19 protein-coding genes are annotated in these 19,607 nt (G+C 34.6%); 4 read left to right on the forward strand and 15 right to left on the reverse strand.

Annotated elements, in window-relative coordinates; translation table 11 throughout:
- Positions 1–64 precede the first annotated feature (64 nt).
- Both AAJG31_RS06905 and AAJG31_RS06910 read right to left on the reverse strand, forming a co-directional pair.
- On the reverse strand, positions 65–2,536 hold the full coding sequence (locus tag AAJG31_RS06905) for an S-layer homology domain-containing protein (RefSeq protein WP_279494373.1): 2,472 nt from the start codon (positions 2,534–2,536) through the stop codon (positions 65–67).
- Between the two features lie 671 nt (positions 2,537–3,207).
- Positions 3,208–3,744 (reverse strand): TetR/AcrR family transcriptional regulator, encoded by a 537-nt coding sequence (locus AAJG31_RS06910; protein ID WP_048391146.1) that lies wholly within the window; start codon positions 3,742–3,744, stop codon positions 3,208–3,210.
- 133 nt (positions 3,745–3,877) lie between these two features.
- On the opposite strand from AAJG31_RS06910, the gene AAJG31_RS06915 reads away from it, so the two are divergent.
- Entirely contained in the window at positions 3,878–4,618 is a 741-nt protein-coding gene (locus AAJG31_RS06915; protein ID WP_254659983.1) for an SDR family oxidoreductase, read from the forward strand.
- Positions 4,619–4,711: 93 nt separating this feature from the next.
- Here the strand turns inward: AAJG31_RS06915 and AAJG31_RS06920 are convergent, their stop codons facing one another.
- The 4 genes from AAJG31_RS06920 to AAJG31_RS06935 all read right to left on the reverse strand — a co-directional run bounded on the left by AAJG31_RS06920 (position 4,712) and on the right by AAJG31_RS06935 (position 7,496).
- The gene (locus AAJG31_RS06920; protein WP_279494372.1) at positions 4,712–5,023 is read right to left on the reverse strand and encodes a cupin domain-containing protein; all 312 of its coding nucleotides are present in this window, start codon (positions 5,021–5,023) and stop codon (positions 4,712–4,714) included.
- A gap of 41 nt (positions 5,024–5,064) precedes the next feature.
- Positions 5,065–6,051 (reverse strand): ABC transporter substrate-binding protein, encoded by a 987-nt coding sequence (locus tag AAJG31_RS06925; protein ID WP_279494371.1) that lies wholly within the window; start codon positions 6,049–6,051, stop codon positions 5,065–5,067.
- An 82-nt stretch (positions 6,052–6,133) separates the two neighbouring features.
- Complete coding sequence (locus tag AAJG31_RS06930; protein WP_279494370.1) at positions 6,134–6,961, reverse strand: AraC family transcriptional regulator; 828 nt, start codon at positions 6,959–6,961, stop codon at positions 6,134–6,136.
- Between the two features lie 265 nt (positions 6,962–7,226).
- Positions 7,227–7,496: an opine metallophore biosynthesis dehydrogenase gene (locus AAJG31_RS06935; RefSeq protein WP_305210566.1), complete on the reverse strand. Its 270-nt coding sequence runs from the start codon at positions 7,494–7,496 to the stop codon at positions 7,227–7,229.
- A 72-nt stretch (positions 7,497–7,568) separates the two neighbouring features.
- On the opposite strand from AAJG31_RS06935, the gene AAJG31_RS06940 reads away from it, so the two are divergent.
- On the forward strand, positions 7,569–8,189 hold the full coding sequence (locus AAJG31_RS06940; RefSeq protein ID WP_269898837.1) for a flavin reductase family protein: 621 nt from the start codon (positions 7,569–7,571) through the stop codon (positions 8,187–8,189).
- A gap of 190 nt (positions 8,190–8,379) precedes the next feature.
- Here the strand turns inward: AAJG31_RS06940 and AAJG31_RS06945 are convergent, their stop codons facing one another.
- The 5 genes from AAJG31_RS06945 to AAJG31_RS06965 form a co-directional block, all read right to left on the reverse strand.
- Positions 8,380–9,321 (reverse strand): alpha/beta hydrolase, encoded by a 942-nt coding sequence (locus tag AAJG31_RS06945; protein WP_279496438.1) that lies wholly within the window; start codon positions 9,319–9,321, stop codon positions 8,380–8,382.
- 272 nt (positions 9,322–9,593) lie between these two features.
- Positions 9,594–10,526, reverse strand: a complete 933-nt coding sequence (locus tag AAJG31_RS06950) for a DMT family transporter (RefSeq protein WP_054550654.1) — start codon at positions 10,524–10,526, stop codon at positions 9,594–9,596.
- Between the two features lie 386 nt (positions 10,527–10,912).
- On the reverse strand, positions 10,913–11,122 hold the full coding sequence (locus AAJG31_RS06955) for a hypothetical protein (RefSeq protein ID WP_048391161.1): 210 nt from the start codon (positions 11,120–11,122) through the stop codon (positions 10,913–10,915).
- A 226-nt stretch (positions 11,123–11,348) separates the two neighbouring features.
- Positions 11,349–12,002: an MBL fold metallo-hydrolase gene (locus AAJG31_RS06960; RefSeq protein ID WP_103117684.1), complete on the reverse strand. Its 654-nt coding sequence runs from the start codon at positions 12,000–12,002 to the stop codon at positions 11,349–11,351.
- A gap of 29 nt (positions 12,003–12,031) precedes the next feature.
- A complete protein-coding gene (locus AAJG31_RS06965; RefSeq protein ID WP_269898838.1) occupies positions 12,032–12,955 on the reverse strand; it encodes an EamA family transporter in 924 nt (307 codons plus the stop codon).
- A gap of 113 nt (positions 12,956–13,068) precedes the next feature.
- On the opposite strand from AAJG31_RS06965, the gene AAJG31_RS06970 reads away from it, so the two are divergent.
- Both AAJG31_RS06970 and yiaA read left to right on the forward strand, forming a co-directional pair.
- On the forward strand, positions 13,069–14,487 hold the full coding sequence (locus tag AAJG31_RS06970; protein ID WP_279494368.1) for a PLP-dependent aminotransferase family protein: 1,419 nt from the start codon (positions 13,069–13,071) through the stop codon (positions 14,485–14,487).
- A gap of 431 nt (positions 14,488–14,918) precedes the next feature.
- A complete protein-coding gene (yiaA, locus tag AAJG31_RS06975) occupies positions 14,919–15,389 on the forward strand; it encodes an inner membrane protein YiaA (RefSeq protein ID WP_048391167.1) in 471 nt (156 codons plus the stop codon).
- Positions 15,390–15,508: 119 nt separating this feature from the next.
- Here the strand turns inward: yiaA and AAJG31_RS06980 are convergent, their stop codons facing one another.
- From AAJG31_RS06980 to AAJG31_RS06995, 4 genes are all read right to left on the reverse strand, one after another.
- Positions 15,509–16,558, reverse strand: coding sequence for a 2,3-butanediol dehydrogenase (locus AAJG31_RS06980; RefSeq protein WP_048391169.1), 1,050 nt, complete (start codon positions 16,556–16,558; stop codon positions 15,509–15,511).
- A gap of 19 nt (positions 16,559–16,577) precedes the next feature.
- Complete coding sequence (locus AAJG31_RS06985) at positions 16,578–17,216, reverse strand: GntR family transcriptional regulator (protein ID WP_048391171.1); 639 nt, start codon at positions 17,214–17,216, stop codon at positions 16,578–16,580.
- Positions 17,217–17,775: 559 nt separating this feature from the next.
- Positions 17,776–18,753, reverse strand: coding sequence for a serine hydrolase (locus AAJG31_RS06990; RefSeq protein ID WP_279494367.1), 978 nt, complete (start codon positions 18,751–18,753; stop codon positions 17,776–17,778).
- Positions 18,754–18,844: 91 nt separating this feature from the next.
- Complete coding sequence (locus tag AAJG31_RS06995) at positions 18,845–19,450, reverse strand: TetR/AcrR family transcriptional regulator (RefSeq protein WP_257961466.1); 606 nt, start codon at positions 19,448–19,450, stop codon at positions 18,845–18,847.
- Positions 19,451–19,607: the final 157 nt, after the last annotated feature.

Consider the following 19,607-nt stretch of genomic DNA (forward strand, 5'->3'; position numbering starts at 1 on the left):
CCATATTTAAACACTAAAAAAGCCCTGTGGAAATCTCCACAGGGCTTTTCAATGAACGATTTAATTATTTTGCAATAGAACCGTCTTTTACTTTGTTGTTATTAGCATCAACTAGGTTTGTTGATTTGAATTCAACTACAATGCTGTCAGTTAATGCATAGTCAGCTTTAGTTGTCGCAGTAAGTTTACCACCAGCTACTGTAATAGAAGCAAGTTCTACAGTTGATCCTGCAATTTTAACAGTAACACCTGTTGGAGCAGCTTGATCAGCAATATTTTCAGAGAAATCTACTGTAAATGTTTTGCTATCTACTGCAGTTACTTTAGTAGCAACAGGAACAATATTTTCTTTAAGTGCTACTTGAGTTGTCACTTTTCCACCTTTAAGCGTGTTACCTTTTGTATCTACTACATTGCTAGCTTCAAGTACATAATTACCATTAGCTGTGATAGAACCTTCTGGTAAAGTGAATCTTACTTTCTTAGTACCATCTACAAACTGAAGTTGCGTACCTGCAGGAAGTTCTTTTCCTCCAAGTGTGTAGTTAGCAGCATTTGTAGCTGTTGCAGTCACATCTTTAGCATACTCAACTGTGAATACGTTATTGTCAGTTACAACAACTGGAGTAGCGCCGAATACTAATGAATCTGTTGGTGTTTCAGGTGTTGCTTCAAATACGCCTGTTGTTACATTGAAAGTAACAGTATCAGCAGTTACATTGCCAGCTAAATCTGTTACTGCTTTAGCAGATAACTCGAAAGTGTATGTTGAATTGCTATCTAGATCAATGTCAACTTTTACAGTGTTTTTCTCTGCACCCTCGATTTTACCGTTACCATCTACATCGAAACCTGCATCTGCTTTTACTGCTGTTTCTTTTCCAGTAGTGTAAGCAATACCATTTTGTGTTTTAACAGTTAATTTTCCTTCTACTTTTACTGGCTCACTAAAAGTAAGGTATAATGCATCAACGTCTGTAGTAGCATTTACATCATCAGCTACTAACATTTTAGTAGCAGCAGAAACAAGTGTAGCAGGTGTTAAATCTTTTGAAAGAATAGCATTGAACTCAAATGCATCACCTGCATTACCAGCTAAATCTTTTTGTCCTTCTACTTTAATGTTTGTATTAATGAATGTAGCTGTACCTAAAGCAGATTTAGCATCAATAGTGAATACAGTTTTATCCTCTGTATCTTTAATATCAGCATCTGTTAAATAGAATACAGTTGATCCTACTGTTACTTTTGCATATTCTTTAGTCTCTGCATCTGCATTAAGATTTTGTTTCATTAATTCTTCAGAGAAATCAAACGTAATTTCTGTACCATTCACTGCTGTAGAAACAGTTGGTTTTGAATTATCAACGTCTGCTTTCAAAACTGTGAAGTTAACTGCGATAGGATTTGAGATATTATTAGCGAAGTCAGTTGCACCAACAATGTCTACTTTGTAAGATTGTTCTGCTGTTAATCCAGTAATTGTTAATTTCTTACCAGATAAAGTATAGCGCTCTTTTGATAGTTCTGTACCATTTAAGCTGATTGTTCCTTCACTTTGTACTGGCTCGTCGAAAGTGATAACAGCTTTAGTACCTTTAGCTTCTACAGAATTAACGCTTACAGGAGTCGTATCTGCAAATGTGATTAATTTGTTGAACTCTTCAGTTAGAACTTTAGCATCCGCTTTTGTTTTAATTGGTTTTACAGTTACTTTACCATTTGTTAATTTTACTTCTTTATCAGTTGTTAACGTAACTGTCATACCGTCTTCAGATACTACTGCGTTAGTGATTGCTACACCTTCAACAGCATATTTTGTTGTGATTGCTGCATCTTTTGCATCAACAGCTGTGTTGAATTTCACTTCAAGTTCTTTTGCATTAAGTCCTTTTACAGCTTCTACAGCTGGTGTTACTTCTTGAACTGCATCAATCGTACGTTTTACCATTGTAGCGAATTCTTCGCGGCTAATTTTATCTTGTGGTGCTAATAAAGAGCCTTTACCATTGATTACACCATTTTCTACAGCTGTTTCTAAGTAAGATACAGCCCATTTAGAAGCTTTAGAAGCATCTGCAAATTGGCTAAGATCTGCTTTACCTGTTAATTGGTAGCCCTGAACGATGACTTTAGCAGCTTGTTCTCTTGTTAATTGAGCTTTAGGCTCAAATTTACCATTGCCCATACCATCAAATAATTCTGGTGAAGTTGCAAGTACAGCATTATAGAACCAATCATTTTCACTAACATCAGAAAAATCTTCAGTACCAGTAGCTTTTAAATCTAATGCTTTTGATAAAATTTCAGCCGCTTCTGCACGAGTAAGTGTACCAGCTGGGTTGAAGTTTCCTTTTTCATCGCCTTGGATGTAGCCTTTATCAGTTAAAAATTGAACAGCTTCTTTTGCCCAAGATGAAATGCTAGCTGCATCTTGAAATTCCGCAGCTGATGCTACTGGTACGATTGCTGATGCTACAAGTGCTGCTGTAGCTGTAGTTGCGAAAAATTTACGACCTTTGTTTTGTTTTGTCATAGTATATTCCTCCAGAATTTTAATAAATTATATTATTCTGTGAGAACAATATTATCGCGCTATTTAATTATAAAATTATAAAAATATGTATAAATCATTCCCACAAATAATAATTCAACCAATTATATGTAAAGCAATCTTCTAAATTTTTCATGATTAAATATCCCAATCAAACTGTAATTTGCTTTACAAGACAATAATATAACTTCATTACCAATAAATAAACGCTAAAAATAAGGTAATTTTAATACTGCATTGGTTATATAGGGAATCTTTTCATAAAAAATTTCTATAATTTAGTAATACTATAACCTTTAACGGCAAAAGTAGCTGTTTTAATTATTTTTACAAATAATTCCTTTTTCAATCTAATCCGATTTCATTATTTTTTCGATATAATGATATACAGAATCATAAATTTTTATCCTCCTGAAATTACATCTACGATTCTATTATCCATTTATGCCTCGTTAGAAATATTCAATTGAGTATCGGAATGCTTTGATTGCAAATTCTTCATTTACCACATTATCCTATCTTCCAAAAAGAAATAGATTGCCTTAGCTGAATCTATTAATAAAAAGAAACGGATTGGGAAAATGCTTATTTCCCAATCCGTTTTATAATTTTGATCATCACAACAAGCAGTACTTACTTTGAAAGATCAAGACTTAATGAGATCTACTAACAACAGACCAAACCTGTTCAAACAAATGTAGATGGTCCCCCTGATTCCACCGTTCAGCAAAATAAGGATTATGGAAGTAAGTAAAAGCTACAATAACTGCCATCCCCTTATTTTCCCAACCACTAATTTCTTCAACTTTTTTAGCAAGATGCTGGAGATGATCTTTAATTAAATCTTTATTTGTTTCTATATAATTTGTATACAACAGAAACATTTTTTGATGATTTTGATACAGATTTCTTTTTGTGACGTGAAGAAGCCATAGCCAATCATGTAAAGCGATTTCCGCATCAACGCCTTTTTTAGGACTCCATTCAAACAAATCTTTAGAAGTATTATCCAACCACTTAAGGGCAAGCTTTTGGAGCAAATCATCCTTATTCTTATAGTGTTTATAAAGCGCAGCATGTGTTACGCCTAGCATCTTTGCAATATCTGATAATGTTGTTTTATTTATACCTTTGCTTAAAATAATTGCTTCAGCCGTAGAAAAAATCTTCTCTTCTGAAAGAATAGCCATTAAATATACTCCTTTCGCTTCTCATAGTTACATTTTGTTGACAATGTAACTATAACATGTGTAATATACAATAACAAAGTTACAAAATTAAAAAATTGTAACTTTTAATAACAGGTTGTGGAGGATGAATTTTATGGTGAAAGAAATGTATAAACGTGTTGCTTTGGTATTAGGCGGATCTGGAGGGATAGGACGTACTGTTGTAGCAAAATTAGCACAAGAAGGTTATGCAGTTGGCGTTCACTTTTCTTCAAGTGAATCAAAGGCTAACGAATTAGTTGAAGAAATATTAGCTGATAAAGGACATGCTATAGGTGTGGGAGGTGATGTAGCAAATGAAATAGAAATGAGTATGGCTTTTGATCAAGTAGAAAACGCTTTTGGTGGTATAGATGTCGTGATAAATACAGCAGGAATCATGTTACTTAGTCCAATTGCAGATTTGAATTTAAATGATTTAGATAAAATGCATCGCACAAACATCAGAGGTACATTTGTTATCTCACAATTAGCTGCACAACGAGTAAGGAGAGGTGGCTCCATAATTAATTTCTCTACCTCTGTTACTCGTAGCCAATTTCCAAACTATGGTGCTTATGTAGCAAGTAAAGCAGCTGTTGAATCTATTTCAATGATTCTAGCTCGTGAATTAAGAGGAAAAGATATAACTGTTAATGCAATAGCTCCTGGACCAACGGCAACACCTTTGTTCTTCAATGGAAAAGATGAAAAACAGATTCATAATTTAGCAAATGCTGTACCATTAGAAAGACTAGGAGAACCTAGGGATATTTCAGAAGTTGTTTCTTTTTTAGCAGGACCAGCACGTTGGGTAAATGGACAAGTAATCTTCGTAAATGGTGGTTTAGCTTAATAACGAACTGTTCCCAAGGTAAATACCCCTTTAGATTAATCTAAAGGGGTAAGATAAAAAATCATCTATCTCTTTTTGTTATTCTGGTAATGCCTACATGAACTTAGGCTCCACAAGCATAATATGGCATACCTTTTCAGCAAAGGGCATGTGTTCCGCTCCTCCAGGAACAATAAACATCTCACCTTTGGATATTTTCACCTGACCATCCCGAAAAGCAATAAACATCTCCCCTTCGAGCACAATAAATACCTTATCAGCCCCTTGATGTTCATGCCATATAAAATCCCCAGCAATCTTCACCACTTTGAATTGAAAATCGTGTATTTCACCAATAATTTTCGGTGACCAAAGCTCCTTTAATTCGGATAATTTCTCATTTATATGGATAACTTGATCTTGCATATTCATCTCTCCTTATTTACTTTTGGAAAAGGTTTTTCCTATTATTCGTCCTTTTGTAAGGCTTCTGTTATATTTTGCAAAGCGTACTCGATAGCTAATGGACCTCCTGTAATAGCGGAAGTATCCATTAAATGAATATTACCTTTTTTTACGGCATTCATATTATTCCAGACATTGCTTTGATTTAACTCACTCATTAATGCTTCCTTTTTTGTAATATCACCGATAAGGAAAATATGGTCTGCTTGAATAGTTGAGATGCCTTCAAATGCAGCGAATTGATTATTATTCCCTTTAAATGTATGATCTGGTGTTAGACCCAAGCCCTTTTCTTTATCGAAAGCAAGTGTATAAACAGGGTTATCTTCACCAAGAACATTAAACGTTTTTCCGTCCCAAGACAAAATAAGCGCTACAGACTCTCCTTGAATTGACTTTAATGCTTCACGTCCTGTTGAGATATCTTTCATCATTTTATCAATTACTTTTTCCGCCTCATCGTCTTTTCCGATAATCTTGGCTACTGTGCGAAGTCCATATTGCCAGTCTTCGTAGATGTCCTGTGATTGCAACGTAATGACTGGGGCGATTTTTTCTAGGGATTCATACAATTTTTCATGATGTTCTGTTGCTAAAATATAATCAGGACCAATCGATAGCGTTTTTTCAATACTAGGAGACAATTTATCGCCTAATTCCTCTGTTGAATCTAGCTTACCGTTTAAATAAGACAAAGTGGATAAATATTCTTTATCAGTAGAAGCTGCAGGTGGCTCACCTAATGCAACTAAAATTTCAGGGTAAAAATACCATAATGAAACAATTTTTTCTGGTTCTTTCTCGATGACAAATTCCTTACCTAGGGCATCTTTAATTGTTCTAGGCCAAGCAGTTTCTTCTACATTAGCTGCTGATGAAGATATGTCTTCTGTAGTTAACCCCTTATTTTCAGCAGGCGATTTATGACAACCTCCCAATATACCTGCTAGTAGTAGCATTAAAAATAGCAGTCCTTTAATCTTTTGCATTGAAATTCCTCCAACATAATATCTCTGATATACACTTAGTATAGTAAAGTCATGTTTGGCGGAGAATGGATGCTTGGTGAACTTAGCATGGATTATTGATGAACTTATCTCGATATTCAGTAGGAGAGATACCAAATTGCTTCTTGAATACTCTACTAAAATAAAAGGGGTCAGTAATTCCCACCGTTTCTGCAATTTGTTGTACAGGCACTTCACTTGTAAATAGCATTTTTTGAGCCATGTTTATACGATAGTTTAATAAATATTCTGCTGGACCCATCCCTGCATGCTTTCTAAATATATAGGATAGTCGATTTCGATTAACGTTATATTGTTCGGCAAGAGAGGTAATGGAAAGGCTTTGATAATAGTTTTCATGAATATAAGTAGTTATTCGTTCGAATAGAGTGTGAGACGCACAGCTATTTTGTCGATTAGCTACACATAATAATGCTTCATTCAGTACATCACGAAATAGCATTTCTGTCTGAAACATTGATATACCTCCACGCTGATTATATACATGCCATAGACGCATAATTAACTCGATTAGACGAGGAGATTGTCCTATCGGTAATTCAAAATGCTGATGTGAAAAGCTTGTCTCTGCTAAATTCTCCGTACATATCCTGTACAAAACCAGAATATATTCCCAATTTGCATCATCAAAATTTTTTTGATTTAGTTTCATCTTCGCTCCCCCGTGTACAACTTTTCCTGGAGAAAAGATGTAAGGGGTGCCATTAAATTGAAATTCTATTTTTCCAGAAAGGGGAAAAACAAATCCTGGAAAAGAATCTGTATAATCCGCGGAAGGTACACCTGTATTTCTAGAATATCGATAGATTCCTTTTACTTGGAAAGGAGTGTTTGCTAAATGCTCTGCAAGCTGATTTACGTCGATTTTCATACTTATATACCTCATTTCAATAGTAATTTGTTTGGAAAACCAATATTTGTCATACAGCAAACTGCACGTACCACAATAAGTTACTGCTTTTTCAAGGTGTAGTCCTCGGTAGTTGGGTTGAATTATAGTTTTCATCTTATTCATTACCAAAAATATAAAAAGGTAGGGATGACGGCTCTCGCCTATCCCTACCTTATCGATAACGATTATCATTGTCAATTAAGTTGAAGCCTCCCTCTTATACCCAAAGATCCATCAACCTCACTCATTTCATTTCTCTATCTTTTATCCTCTTCCTAAAAGCAATTTCTTGCAAATCATCTCCTATTTCTTGTGAAAAAGATTTTATTTGGAAGGCTTCTGAAAGCCTTTGATTCTCAGATAAAGCTACTACTTGTAACAATTTTTCTTCATAAGTTTGTACAAAATGATCAAGCGTCGGACTGGTTACTTTCAGGACTTTCGCAATAGGGAGACTTGAAACTATACCTTTGCTCAACATTATAGATTGAAGTATCAATTTTGTAATCAACACTTCGATGAACGTCGAAATGTTTATATTTTACAATGAGTCTGACAGTGAAAACATTTATGGGAGGAACTAAAAATGAAAATAATGCAACAAATGCCAAATACCAAAATAATAAATCCTAAAATTTTATATTATGGATTTCCTGTAATTTTACTAAGTACGTTAAATGAGGATGGAACAGTAAATATTAGCCCTTTATCTTCTTCTTGGGTATTAGGAGATTGCATTATCTTAGGGATTGGTCTTGGAGGAAAGGCAATTGAAAACTTAGAACATCATCCTGAATGTGTCATAAATATCCCAGACCCCTCTCTCTGGGAAAACGTGGAACAGTTAGCTCCTTACACAGGAAAAAATCCAGTTCCAGATTTTAAGAAACAGATCGGTTTTACATTTAGAAAAGAGAAATGTGATATTAGTTGCTTAACACCTATTGGGTCTACAACGGTTATTCCTACTCGAATTATGGAGTGTCCTATTCAAATCGAAGCAAAGGTAAAACATATACGTATTCCAGATTATTCTCCTAATTTTGCTATCGTTGAGACCCAAACGACACAAGTACATGCCCACGAAGAAATAATTATTGACGAAAATCATATTGATCCAAATAAATGGAGTCCACTAATTTATAATTTTCGTCATTATTTTGGTTTGGGTAGCAACCTTGGTAATAACTTTCGCTCTGAGATCTAAACATTGGGATTAAAACATATGGTTCACAAAAAAAGGCCAGGTTCTCATTTGAGCGCCTGGTTATTTGTTAATAATTAGGTCTATAATAATATGCTTGCTGCTCATACGCACTAAATACTTCACTATTAAGCAATACAATAATTAAATCTGTTTTTTTCCATTTAGAAATGAAAAATCTTTCTTAGAACATTCACTTTATCTCTTTCATAAATTCTCTAAAGTCTTCAACGATTTCTTTTGCTTTTGTACGATATAAGAAATGATTCCCTTCAAATGTCATCACTTTCCCATGGACAGAGTTAGCTATTTGTTTTTTATGCTCTGGTATCCATCTGTCCGTTACTGGATGCTTCTCTTGTATAAACAAAATAACTGGAAGATTTTTAGGAAATATTAAACTTTCAGCCGCTTTAAAGTTAGCATACATCATTTCAGCTTCATTTAACTGGCTGAGATTATACATATTTTTGTGCTTAAGAATTTTCAGTTGTTCTTTTGTTTTCTCATCATAGGGTAGTTCGACATATGGGTCATCACTAAGCTTCACCTGCAATCTAGCTAAACCTGATTTTTTTAGTAGTTTTAAAGTAGTTAATACTGAAGGTTCAATCTTTCTTTCACTTATTGTCGGAACACTACTATCCAGCCCGACAAATGCACTTACTTCGTTTGGATATTTGTTCACATAATCCAATCCGTAAAGGCCTGAAATGGAGTGACCCATTAGAATATAACGCTCAATTTGAAGACGCTGTAATGCTTCATGGATTTCACTAACAATATTCTCAGTGCTTCTTTCTTTTTCCGTAAGAGCACTTAATCCATAACCAAAAGGCTCAATGACTACAACCTTGTAAAATGGAGATAGTTCATCTACTAGTAGTTGAAAATCAAGTGCTGGTGCTGCTGTTCCATAACCAGGTAAGAGTACGACAGTTTCTTCTCCTTCTCCCTGGATAAGGACATTCATTTTTTTCCCATCTACGGTGACAGACTGACCATAAGTTTCTAGTTTTCCTTGCTCCATTTTGCTACAAACAATATGAACAAGGAAAACAACCGCTAATAAAAGTAATATGGCTATAATTAAACCTACTACTATTTTACTTATAAAGGTTATCGTTTTTTTCATTATATTGGCACGAGGGTATAGAACAGCAAGCGAAAACTGTGTTTTCCTTTCTTCTCGTGCCACACCTCCCTTTCATACTCTTCACCCTATCAATCTATCTCGGCTACTTTTATAAACCGCTAAGGATAGCTTATACAATGAAGGTGTACTGCCTATGACAACAATATGAACAGCGTATGAACAAAAAAATAGTACGTCATTAAATAAATACAGAAAGGACCTAATGATTCTTTTGCTATGACATTGCTTAATTGACATGAAAAAAAGGATCTTCAAATCGAAGATCCTTTAGCTACTTTGTCAGATTTTCTGTATTTAGCTTTTACATTTTTTAATAATCCATCTTTATCAAGCAAAGTTGGTAAACTGATACCGATAACGATTATGACAATACCTGCTATTTGCAAAGTTGTAACCGTTTCGCTTAAGAGGATAACTGATACCATCACCGCGATTGGCAATTCAACAGCACTCAATATGGATGACATACCTAATCCCACTTTAGGCACTGCAATTGTGAATAAGAAAACTGGTATAATCATGCCAAATAACCCCAATGCTAAACCATAAATCCACAGTCCTTCGTTAAACAAAGTCCCATTCCAAATAATTTCTGGAGACTGAAAAGCCGCAGTCGTCATGAAAGCGAAGAAAGAAACCAATACTAAGCGATTAGAGGTTGTCATACTTGCGGTTGTCTTTCCGTTTACATATAAAAATAAGGAGTAACAAAGAGCAGCTGCTAAACCCCATAACCACCCTTGAAAAGGTATTTGAGACAAATCAACATCAATTATGCCTGCAGCTGGTATGGTTCCAGCTACTAATATAATTAAAGAGATGAATTCAATTCTACTTGGAAATTGCCGTTTTGTGATACAAGAAATCAGCATACCAATCCATGTAAATTGGAACAGTAATACTACTGCCAAGGAAGCAGGCAAAAAGTTTAAAGAATGACCATATAAAATATTTGTTAACCCTGTTAACATGCCTGCAAACAGAAGGATTTTAACGCCTTTAAAGCTAAAATTTGATCTATTTGTAACTAAGGAAATACATACTGCTATACAAAAGCCGATAAAAAACTGACTTGTAACTGCCTCAGATACAGAAAAGCCACTACGCATTGCCAGTTTTATAATAGTTGAAACGATACCAAAACTACTAGCTGCAATCACTACTAATAGGGGATAAAGATACATCTTGATTATTCACTTCCCTCTCAAAACTTGTCTATTGATGAAATTTTGTTTATGATTTTGAGATGTCGAAAAAAATCATAATCTCCAATATATATCACAGATTGTTATTTTACAATCTTTTTTTCGTTAATAATGAATCCTCTCGTAGAGGAAAACCTAATTTTTAAAAATGATAAAAAAGCCAAAACCCACATGTATCAAGGGTTTGGCTTTTATCTTTGTATTTCATTAATAAAGAATGTTAAATTGAATGTTTTTTCTCAATTTCCTTCAGCATAAATCTTATACTGTAATAATCCAATCAAAAAAAACACCCCCCTCTATAAAGAACATAGAAGTGAGATGTTTTTAATGTTCACTAATAGTATTAGAATGGCCGCAAACGTTTAGCGTGACTCTTTTGGCGGTTGGCATACATCACATTTTCGTTGGTTTTTATTTTTAAATTTCGTAAATGTTTTTTCAAAGTTAGTACCACATGCACATTTAAATAGTAGCTTTTGAGAAAAACCATGGTATTCAGTCGTTAGCAACTTACTTTCTGAATTGTTCTCAACAAATTTCTGAATTTCACCAATCGTCCAACGTTTATTCATTTCCTTACACCTCCATATTTAATCGTTCCGCGGAGGCTTTTCTTGGCATCCGTTAAAAAAAGAGCTTAAGTATCTTAAGTGCCTCATTATAACATGAGCTGGCTCACAATAAAACAGAAGTTTTACAAGCGTTGGAGGGCTGTACTCTTGCCTGTTACGGTTCGAGCGAGCCTCTAAACATTTGGTTTTCTAAGGAAATTTCATCTTTAATCATTATTTTTAAGATTCAAAGCTTTTGAATCTGTTCTTTAATATCCACCGTGCATAATCCTCCGTGATAACAAATCACCGATTCAATGTCTAGGTCTACATATTTTTTTAAAGATTGTTGAGCAACCTCTATATCTAAAGTGGTTGGAACATGAATCCCTCCCAGTGTACCATTTACACTATACATCGAATCGCCGGCAACAAGCGTTTTACTTTGCTTCAAATATAAACTAATATGGCCAGGCGTATGTCCTGGCGTATGGATAACTCGTATTCCTCCACAATATGGTAGTTCTTGACCGTCTTTCAAGGTCTCATCCACTTTCCCCTTAGGTGGATTCTCTATGTGCCCGTCTTTCAAAAGCGGTAAATCCCCCTGAATATAAGGCTTATCTAGTTCGTGCGCATAAATTTTTATATGACTACCGCAATTTTGCAATATTTCAGGAAGACTGCCTATATGATCGATATCCTGATGTGTCAAAATCACAACTTTTAATTGGTTGAACGACACGCCTACATCTTCCATTGCCTTACGTAAATCTTCCATTTGACCTGAACATCCAGTATCAATTAAAACAGCCATCTCCTGATCCCATAAAAGCGTTGGATGAATGAAGGCTCCGTTAAATTTAAGCTCCAGAATCTCTACTCCCCTAGAAATTTTCATCATTTCTTCCCCTTTATGATTAGATTTTATTATTCTTTTACATCCTGAAGAACAGTCCTCTTCCGCCAAAGCAACTCTCTCAATGTTTCAAAATTGACTAGAATCGTTCCAACAATAATCGTCAGCGTACCTATTCCTGTTAACCACGAAATATATTCATGATAGAAGGTAACACCTAATATAACGGCAATTACTGGTGAGATATACAGCCATGTGGACGGAAAAACAGGATTTGTTCGTGACACAAGCCAATAATAAATGCTGTGACCAATCATTGAACCAAAAATAATCAAATAAAAAAGAGAACCAATTGAAGCTGGACTTAAAAGATAATGAAGCTGAATGTTCTCAGTAAAAAGTGACAAAATGATTAATAAAATCCCTCCATGCATCATTTGTGCTGCATTTAAAGCAATTGGAGATGTTGTTCCAAATTTTTGGATGACATGCTTCGTATAAATTGTTCCAGATGCATAGAAAACTTCACCTAAAATAATAGCGAAACAACCAACCATCCAGAAGGGACTAATCTCAATTGCAAAACTAGGTAAGATTAAGAACGTAACACCAATGACTCCGACAACACAACCAATAAATGATTTTCCGTCTCCTTTTTGCTTCAATATAAATGTCTGAATAACAATAATCATCATTGGACCTGTAGCAGATAAGACAGCTGCGATTCCAGATGTCACATACTGTTCTGCCCAATATAATGTGGCAAACGTTCCAAAGGTTAAGGCCACTCCTGTAAAAAACATTTCTTTTCGAAATAATAACCGAATTGTCGTTTTTTCGCGCCAAGCCATATAACTAAATAGTAGTAAACCGGCAATGAAAAAACGAAGACCAGCTGATAAAAACGGAGGAACCCCTGCATCAACACCAACTTTAATTGCTAAAAATGTTGTCCCAAAAATCAAACACATAAAGAAATAATTAATCATTACCATATCAAACTCCTCCTCTTTTTCTATCATAAAAGAAGTAGGATAGAACAGATTAAAAAGGATAGAACAGATCAATTTGGTTCGTGGTACAATCGGTTTGAATAGGAGGAATCGATGTGGGCAAAGCAAATCAAAATGAAGATTATCTTTTTAAGAAAGTCTATGATGATGTACTGCACCGAATAGAGCGTAAAGAATGGAAAGAACATGAAAAGCTTCCCTCCGTCCGGCAATTAGCATCTGAAATGAATGTCCATCGGCTAACGGTATTAAAAGCTTATCAACTATTAAAACAGCATGACAAAGTTTATGTAAAAGATAAATCAGGCTATTTTGTCCAATCAATTGTAACAAAATATATTGAATGTTTAGATCAGGACAATCCCATTGTTTCAGCATACGTAAAAAAAAATCATTTATCCGAAATCCATCAGCCATCTGTTTCCTATCATTTTTCTCAGGCATTGATTGATCCTAATCTTTTGCCTAATCACTATTTTTCAAATTACGTGAAGGAAGTGTTTGACCTATATCCGAAAGTACTGGCAACCTACTCAACGGTACAGGGTGATTTAGAGCTACGTGAGACACTGACCCAATATTTTATCAACCACTATAAAACACATTTGAGTCCAGATGAACTGTTAATAACATCTGGCTCACAGCAAGCCATTCACTTAATTGCTCAAGCTTTTATTAAGCCAAGAGACGTCGTTTTATTTGAACGTCCAAGCTATAGTGCTGCGATTGATATCTTTAAAGCACAAGGAGCTCAGATTGTTACGGTGGATATCCACCCTGAGGGCTACGATTTAGAACAGGTCGAATACTATATTAAAAAATACAAGCCACGCCTATTTTATCTCAACCCTACCTTCCATAATCCAACTGGTTATACGGTTTCTGTTGAGCAGCGCAAAAGATTAGTGGAATTAGCTGAGCACTATCGGTTTCTAATAATAGAAGACGATGCCTATCACGACATTTATTTTGACCAAGCCCCACCAGCTCCAATTTACACATTTGATAGTGTTGGGACAGTCATTTATATCCGAAGCTTTTGCAAATACATCTCTCCTGGTTTGAGAATTGCAACTGTTATTTGTCCATCATCATTAATGAAATCACTATTAACAGAAAAATCGCTAGCTGATAATGGCTCCCCACTTCTCAATCAAAAAATTTTTCTCCATTACTTCTCCTCACTAAGATTGCAACAACATTTGGAGAAAATCCGGATTGCCCTACAGATTCGAAAGGAAATTATGGAGGAAGAGCTAGCTGTAACAGGCTGGCGATGGAACAGTCCAAAAGGCGGTCTAAATTTATGGGTACAGCTCCCAGACGATCTTCCAACTGAATTATTATTATCTAGAAGCATCGCACAATCGATCTCCTTTGTGCCAGGTCAAGTTTGTGATCCATTAAAACAACTATCCTCCTGGATACGTTTAAGCTATTCCTATGCAAACGAAAAACAGCTAAGAGAAGGAGTAAAAAAGTTGGTTACAGTGGCGCAATCACTTTCTAAGTGATCGGACTAGCGATTTAATTAAATCTATAAACGGTGGTATTCACAGCTTTATCAACCATTTCAATTATTTTTTCATCGGTGGCACGAATCGTAATAAGCGGTAGACATAGCAATAACAGGCAGACATATACACCTAACATATTCAGCTGTCTATTTGAATAATATGAAAAAAAGTTATACACCTAGCTCTTATCTGTTCAAAATAATTACAGCAAATCACAGCAAAAAAATGTTCTCGGTGTAGAACACAATTTTACCAAGGAATGATAAGAGTGCTTTCAGATTTGAGAAAGCCATATTAACTCTATATTCCAGTAAAAATAACAGCCAAATTATTATTGAAGAGCGAGATTTAGAAAAATTTCTATTCTCATAACCTCCCTGTAGAATGATAGAATGTTTTTATACAGTGATAGAAGGAGGAGAAAGATATTGTCTAATCAAAATGAGTCTTCATTAGATAAGGAAAAGCAGCCTAATCCGAAAGTTAAAGTAGAAAGAAAAGAGGGGGAACCAACTGCTGCTTTCAAGGGGGCTTCCTGGGGCGCATTGTTAGTAGGTGTTACGGCATATTTTATAGGCTTGTTTAATGCAACGATGCAACTAAACGAAAAAGGATATTACCTAGCTGTTTTAATATTTGGACTCTATTCAGCAATATCCTTACAAAAAGCAGTAAGAGATAAAGAAGAGGGAATACCAGTTACTAGTATTTATTATGGTATTAGCTGGGTTGCACTTATTGTATCTATTTCATTAATGGGCATTGGGTTATATAATGCTGGAAGTATTGTTTTAAGCGAAAAAGGGTTCTATGGTATGTCATTTGTTCTAAGTTTATTTGCATCCATCACGGTTCAAAAGAATATTAGAGACACACAGAGAGCTAGGGAAAGAGATTAAGTTACTGAAAGAGTCGAGAAGTTCATTCTCGATTCCTTTTGTCATTTTTTCTTAAGCTCCATACTCCTCCAGACTATAAAAAAAGAGCATGGCTGTCATCAGCCATACTCCTCTCAATTTTATTTTTCTCCGCTTATTTCGACTAAAATTTTAGATTGTGTTTTGTCATTTGTTAACGTTTTGAATCCTTTTTCAACAATCTCATCTAGGTCAATTTGACTTGTGATGATCCCTTGTGGATTTAGTTGACCAGCGCTCATTGCATCAATTGTTCTTTGGAAAATTGACGGTGTATAAACAATGGATGATAATACATTAACACCTGTGTTTGTAAGTTGCATTGGATTCCATTCGATTGGTCTTGCAAAAATCGAAACAATCATCATGTTACCACGAGGTTTTGTTACATCAATTGCTTGTTTAAAGGTAGGAGCAACTCCTGCCACCTCAAAGGATACATCAACCCCATCTGCAACAATCGCACGAACTGCTTGTACAGGATTTTCTTTACCTGAATTAATAGCATGGGTTGCACCTAATTCTTTTGCCTTTTCTAATCGATCATCGGATAAATCTAATACGATAACTTTACTAGCACCTGATGCTTTTGCAGCGATTACTGTTAATAATCCAATTGGTCCAGCTCCAAATACAGCAACAGAATCACCTAATGTAACCCCAGCATCTTTAACAGCTTGTACAGCAACAGCCATTGGTTCTACCAGTGCACCATCTTGTAATGTTAAGTTATCTGCTAAACGATGTATATTCGTTACAGGGACATTAACATATTCCGCAAATCCACCGTTTCCATGTAAACCGATGAAGTTAAATCCATCATAACGATCGACTTCTTCATGTTTATTTCTATATGTTAATGTAGGGTTGATGACAACTCGGTCCCCAGCCTTAAAGTCAGTAACCTTAGAGCCAACTTCTTCGATGATACCAGCAAATTCATGTCCCATTGTAAGTGGGGCAACTTCACCTGTTAATTCAGCTTTTTCATTAACTGGTACGAAAACCGGACCTTCTTCGTATTCATGCAAATCACTTCCACAAATACCAGCCCACGCTACTTTTACTTTCACTTCTTCTTCTCTTAAAGCGCGTAATTCAACCTCTTCAACTCTAATATCTTTCACACCATGCCAAACTGCAGCTTTCATTTATGTTACCCCCATAAAATTATTTAAATTGGTACCATAAAATAACATCCTTAATAGCTACTCGTGCATGATCAAAATCCGACACTTCTATACACTTGATAAAAGTATTGATGGACATATGATAGGATTCAACTAGATTCATCTTCCATTTTGTTTGTGCAGCTACATTTGTAACAAATATTGTTTCTTTAAAGAATCGTAGCATAGCAATATTTCCTGTAACATCAAAAAACAATTGTAACAAGTGGGCAAACGAAACAACATATTCATAAATATTTTCAGCAGACTTTCTTTGTTTCATAGCTTCAAATCGAAATAATAGTTCATTTTGCAAATCGGCAGTCCATTTAGATTCACACTTGGTTAGTGCAATATCCAATAGATGATAAAGCGCTTCCAAATAATCCTTTAATTCCTGATCCGTTATAATCTTCACTCTTACACCTTTATGTTGTACTTTTTCAACTACACCATCTTTTTGTAAAAGATATAGAGCCTCACGGACAGGTGCATGACTTACTTGTAACTCCTTTGCAATTTCTGCCTCTATTAAGCGCTGACCTTGTTCATAGTAACCAGAAAATATGCGGAATAATAATCGTTCAGCTATTTGCTCAGAAATTGTTTTTTTTGAAATTGAATTTTCATCAAACCCCATTAAACCACTCCAATAAATTTATATCTTTTTATTTTAACATAGTTCAGTGTATAGGGTGATTAGCTAAAAGCGTTATATATTATGGATTATAGATTATCGATAATCTATAAAAGTATTTTAATCTATAAACTCATTTCTTTCAAATATCTTGTTTTGGGTAGGTAACTAAATAATATGAAGTACCTTTTAAGAGAAAATTTATAAATGCAAAAAAGATGGTGTTAAGTTGATCAGACCGGTATATGGAGATAATTTGCGATATGAGTTACTCAATAATAACCTATAAAAAATGCACACAAACTGCTAGTTATTGTCTAACAATTTGTATGCCATTCATCTTAAAGTGATTTGTTATGAGTTGACGATGTATATCCCTGTTTCTTCCATTAACAACTGTTGCGCTATATGAACCACTAATCTTCTCTGTTGCAATTTATATGGGCTTACCAGCACTTTGCGTACCGAATGCAACCTTTTAATTATACTATTTCAAAAAGACTTAGGAATAACTCCTAAGCCGTAATCATGTTTCTTCTCATATGAAAAAGAGTCTGTACCCCTAGTCTCTATTCTCTATATAACTTACAATTTGATTGGCAACAGTTGATGTTAACAACGTAGATATATTACTTAAAACAATAATTGTTGCGTCACTTTCTATCAACCTTAAATAGGAGGAAGTAAAACCATTAATCCCGCCATGATGAAAAATGAGCGCATTATTCTTTTTTGTCTTAGTAATGTTCCATCCATATCCATGGCCAAAACGACCTGATGAAAGCATCTGAGTTGTTATATTTTTCGATAGTAAACAATTATTTTTTATTGCATCATCAAGTAATTGTAAATCTTCTACTGTAGAAAATAACCCACCAGCAGAATAGGTGTTAGACATATTGATGAAACTAGCATGATAAATATTATTTTTTTCTAACTCATAACCGCTTGCTTTATACTTTTGAATAGCCACGTTATAATCAAGACCAGTATTTAACATAGATAGAGGCTGAAGAATCTTTTGTTTAAGAAACTCTTCATAACTTAAACCACTTGTCATTTCTATAATCTTACCTAATACAATGTATCCTGAATTAGAATAATTAAACTCTTTCCCTGGTATAGATTTGAATGAACAAGAAATAATCCAATTTATTAAATCATCTGGTGATTGTAGTTGATAAGATTTTAATAAAAAATCAGGTTGATCAGTAATATTACCAATGCCAGATGTATGCGTTAATAGATGTTCGATCATAATTTGGTTACCTTTTGGAAAATTAGGAATAAAATTATCCACAGTATTATGTAACTGTAACTTTTGCTCTTCAACTAGCATTAAAATTGCAATGGTAGTAAAGATTTTAGTTACAGATCCAATACGGAACTTTGTAATAGCTGTATTTGGTATATCCCATTCATAATTAGCTTTTCCAAATGATTCTTTATATATTGTTTCTCCTTGATCAACCACTAAGATATTTCCACTAAACCCCTCTTCTTTTGAGTTTAAAAATGAATGAATATATGATTTTAGCAAATATCAAGCACTCCTTATTTTGTACTATAAGTTACTTGAAATGTTATCCAATGGCATTTACCAACTTCCTCCTTTCGAACTTTACGAGATCTTAAAGCTCATTTCTAAGTTTTCTGCGAATTTCCTTTTGCTTTAACTTTATTAATTCTATGATACTTTTACAGATTCTTTTAAGTGACTCATTTGATTTGTAAGTGAGTACGAAAATACTGCCACCTTCTATCATGCTAAAGACTAAATACGCCATTTCTGTAGCTTCCTCAGGGGGCCAATTTGATTGGATAAACTTTTCTCTTAATATCATGATAAGTTCTTCATAGGCATTCTTGCATGCTAAACGAAGTTGCTCACTCATATGCCAAGTTTCCAAAGAAATAAGTGCTAGTGGAATTCCATCATGTGCAATTTTTGGATTGAAACTTAAACATTGCCCAAAAAAACACTCTAAAGCTTTTATTACATCATCATGCTGTGAAAATAAATTTCTCAACTCTTGAGCAGCAAAATCTTTTGTTCGATTAATTGCCTCTGTCGCTAATTGCTCCTTGCCTTCAGGAAAATAATAATAAAGCGAACCTTTTGGACAACCCGACTCTTTAATAATTTGATTTAATCCAGTAGCATGGTACCCTTGTTTTTGAAACAGTGTTGACGCGGTTGATAAAATTTTCATTTTACTTTCTTGATTTCTAGACATTTTCCCCTCCGAAATTATAATGACTGGTCTATATAATAAATTGTTAAGACTATAAAGTCAATAGAACTGATTATTGCTTCACCTTTACTCGTTTAATTCAACTTTCATTTTTAATGGCAAGCTCTAATTCCTCTCCTTTTATGATTACTTGATCTAC

Source organism: Lysinibacillus sp. BS3, assembly GCF_039614735.1.
GTDB classification, from domain to species: domain Bacteria; phylum Bacillota; class Bacilli; order Bacillales_A; family Planococcaceae; genus Lysinibacillus; species Lysinibacillus capsici.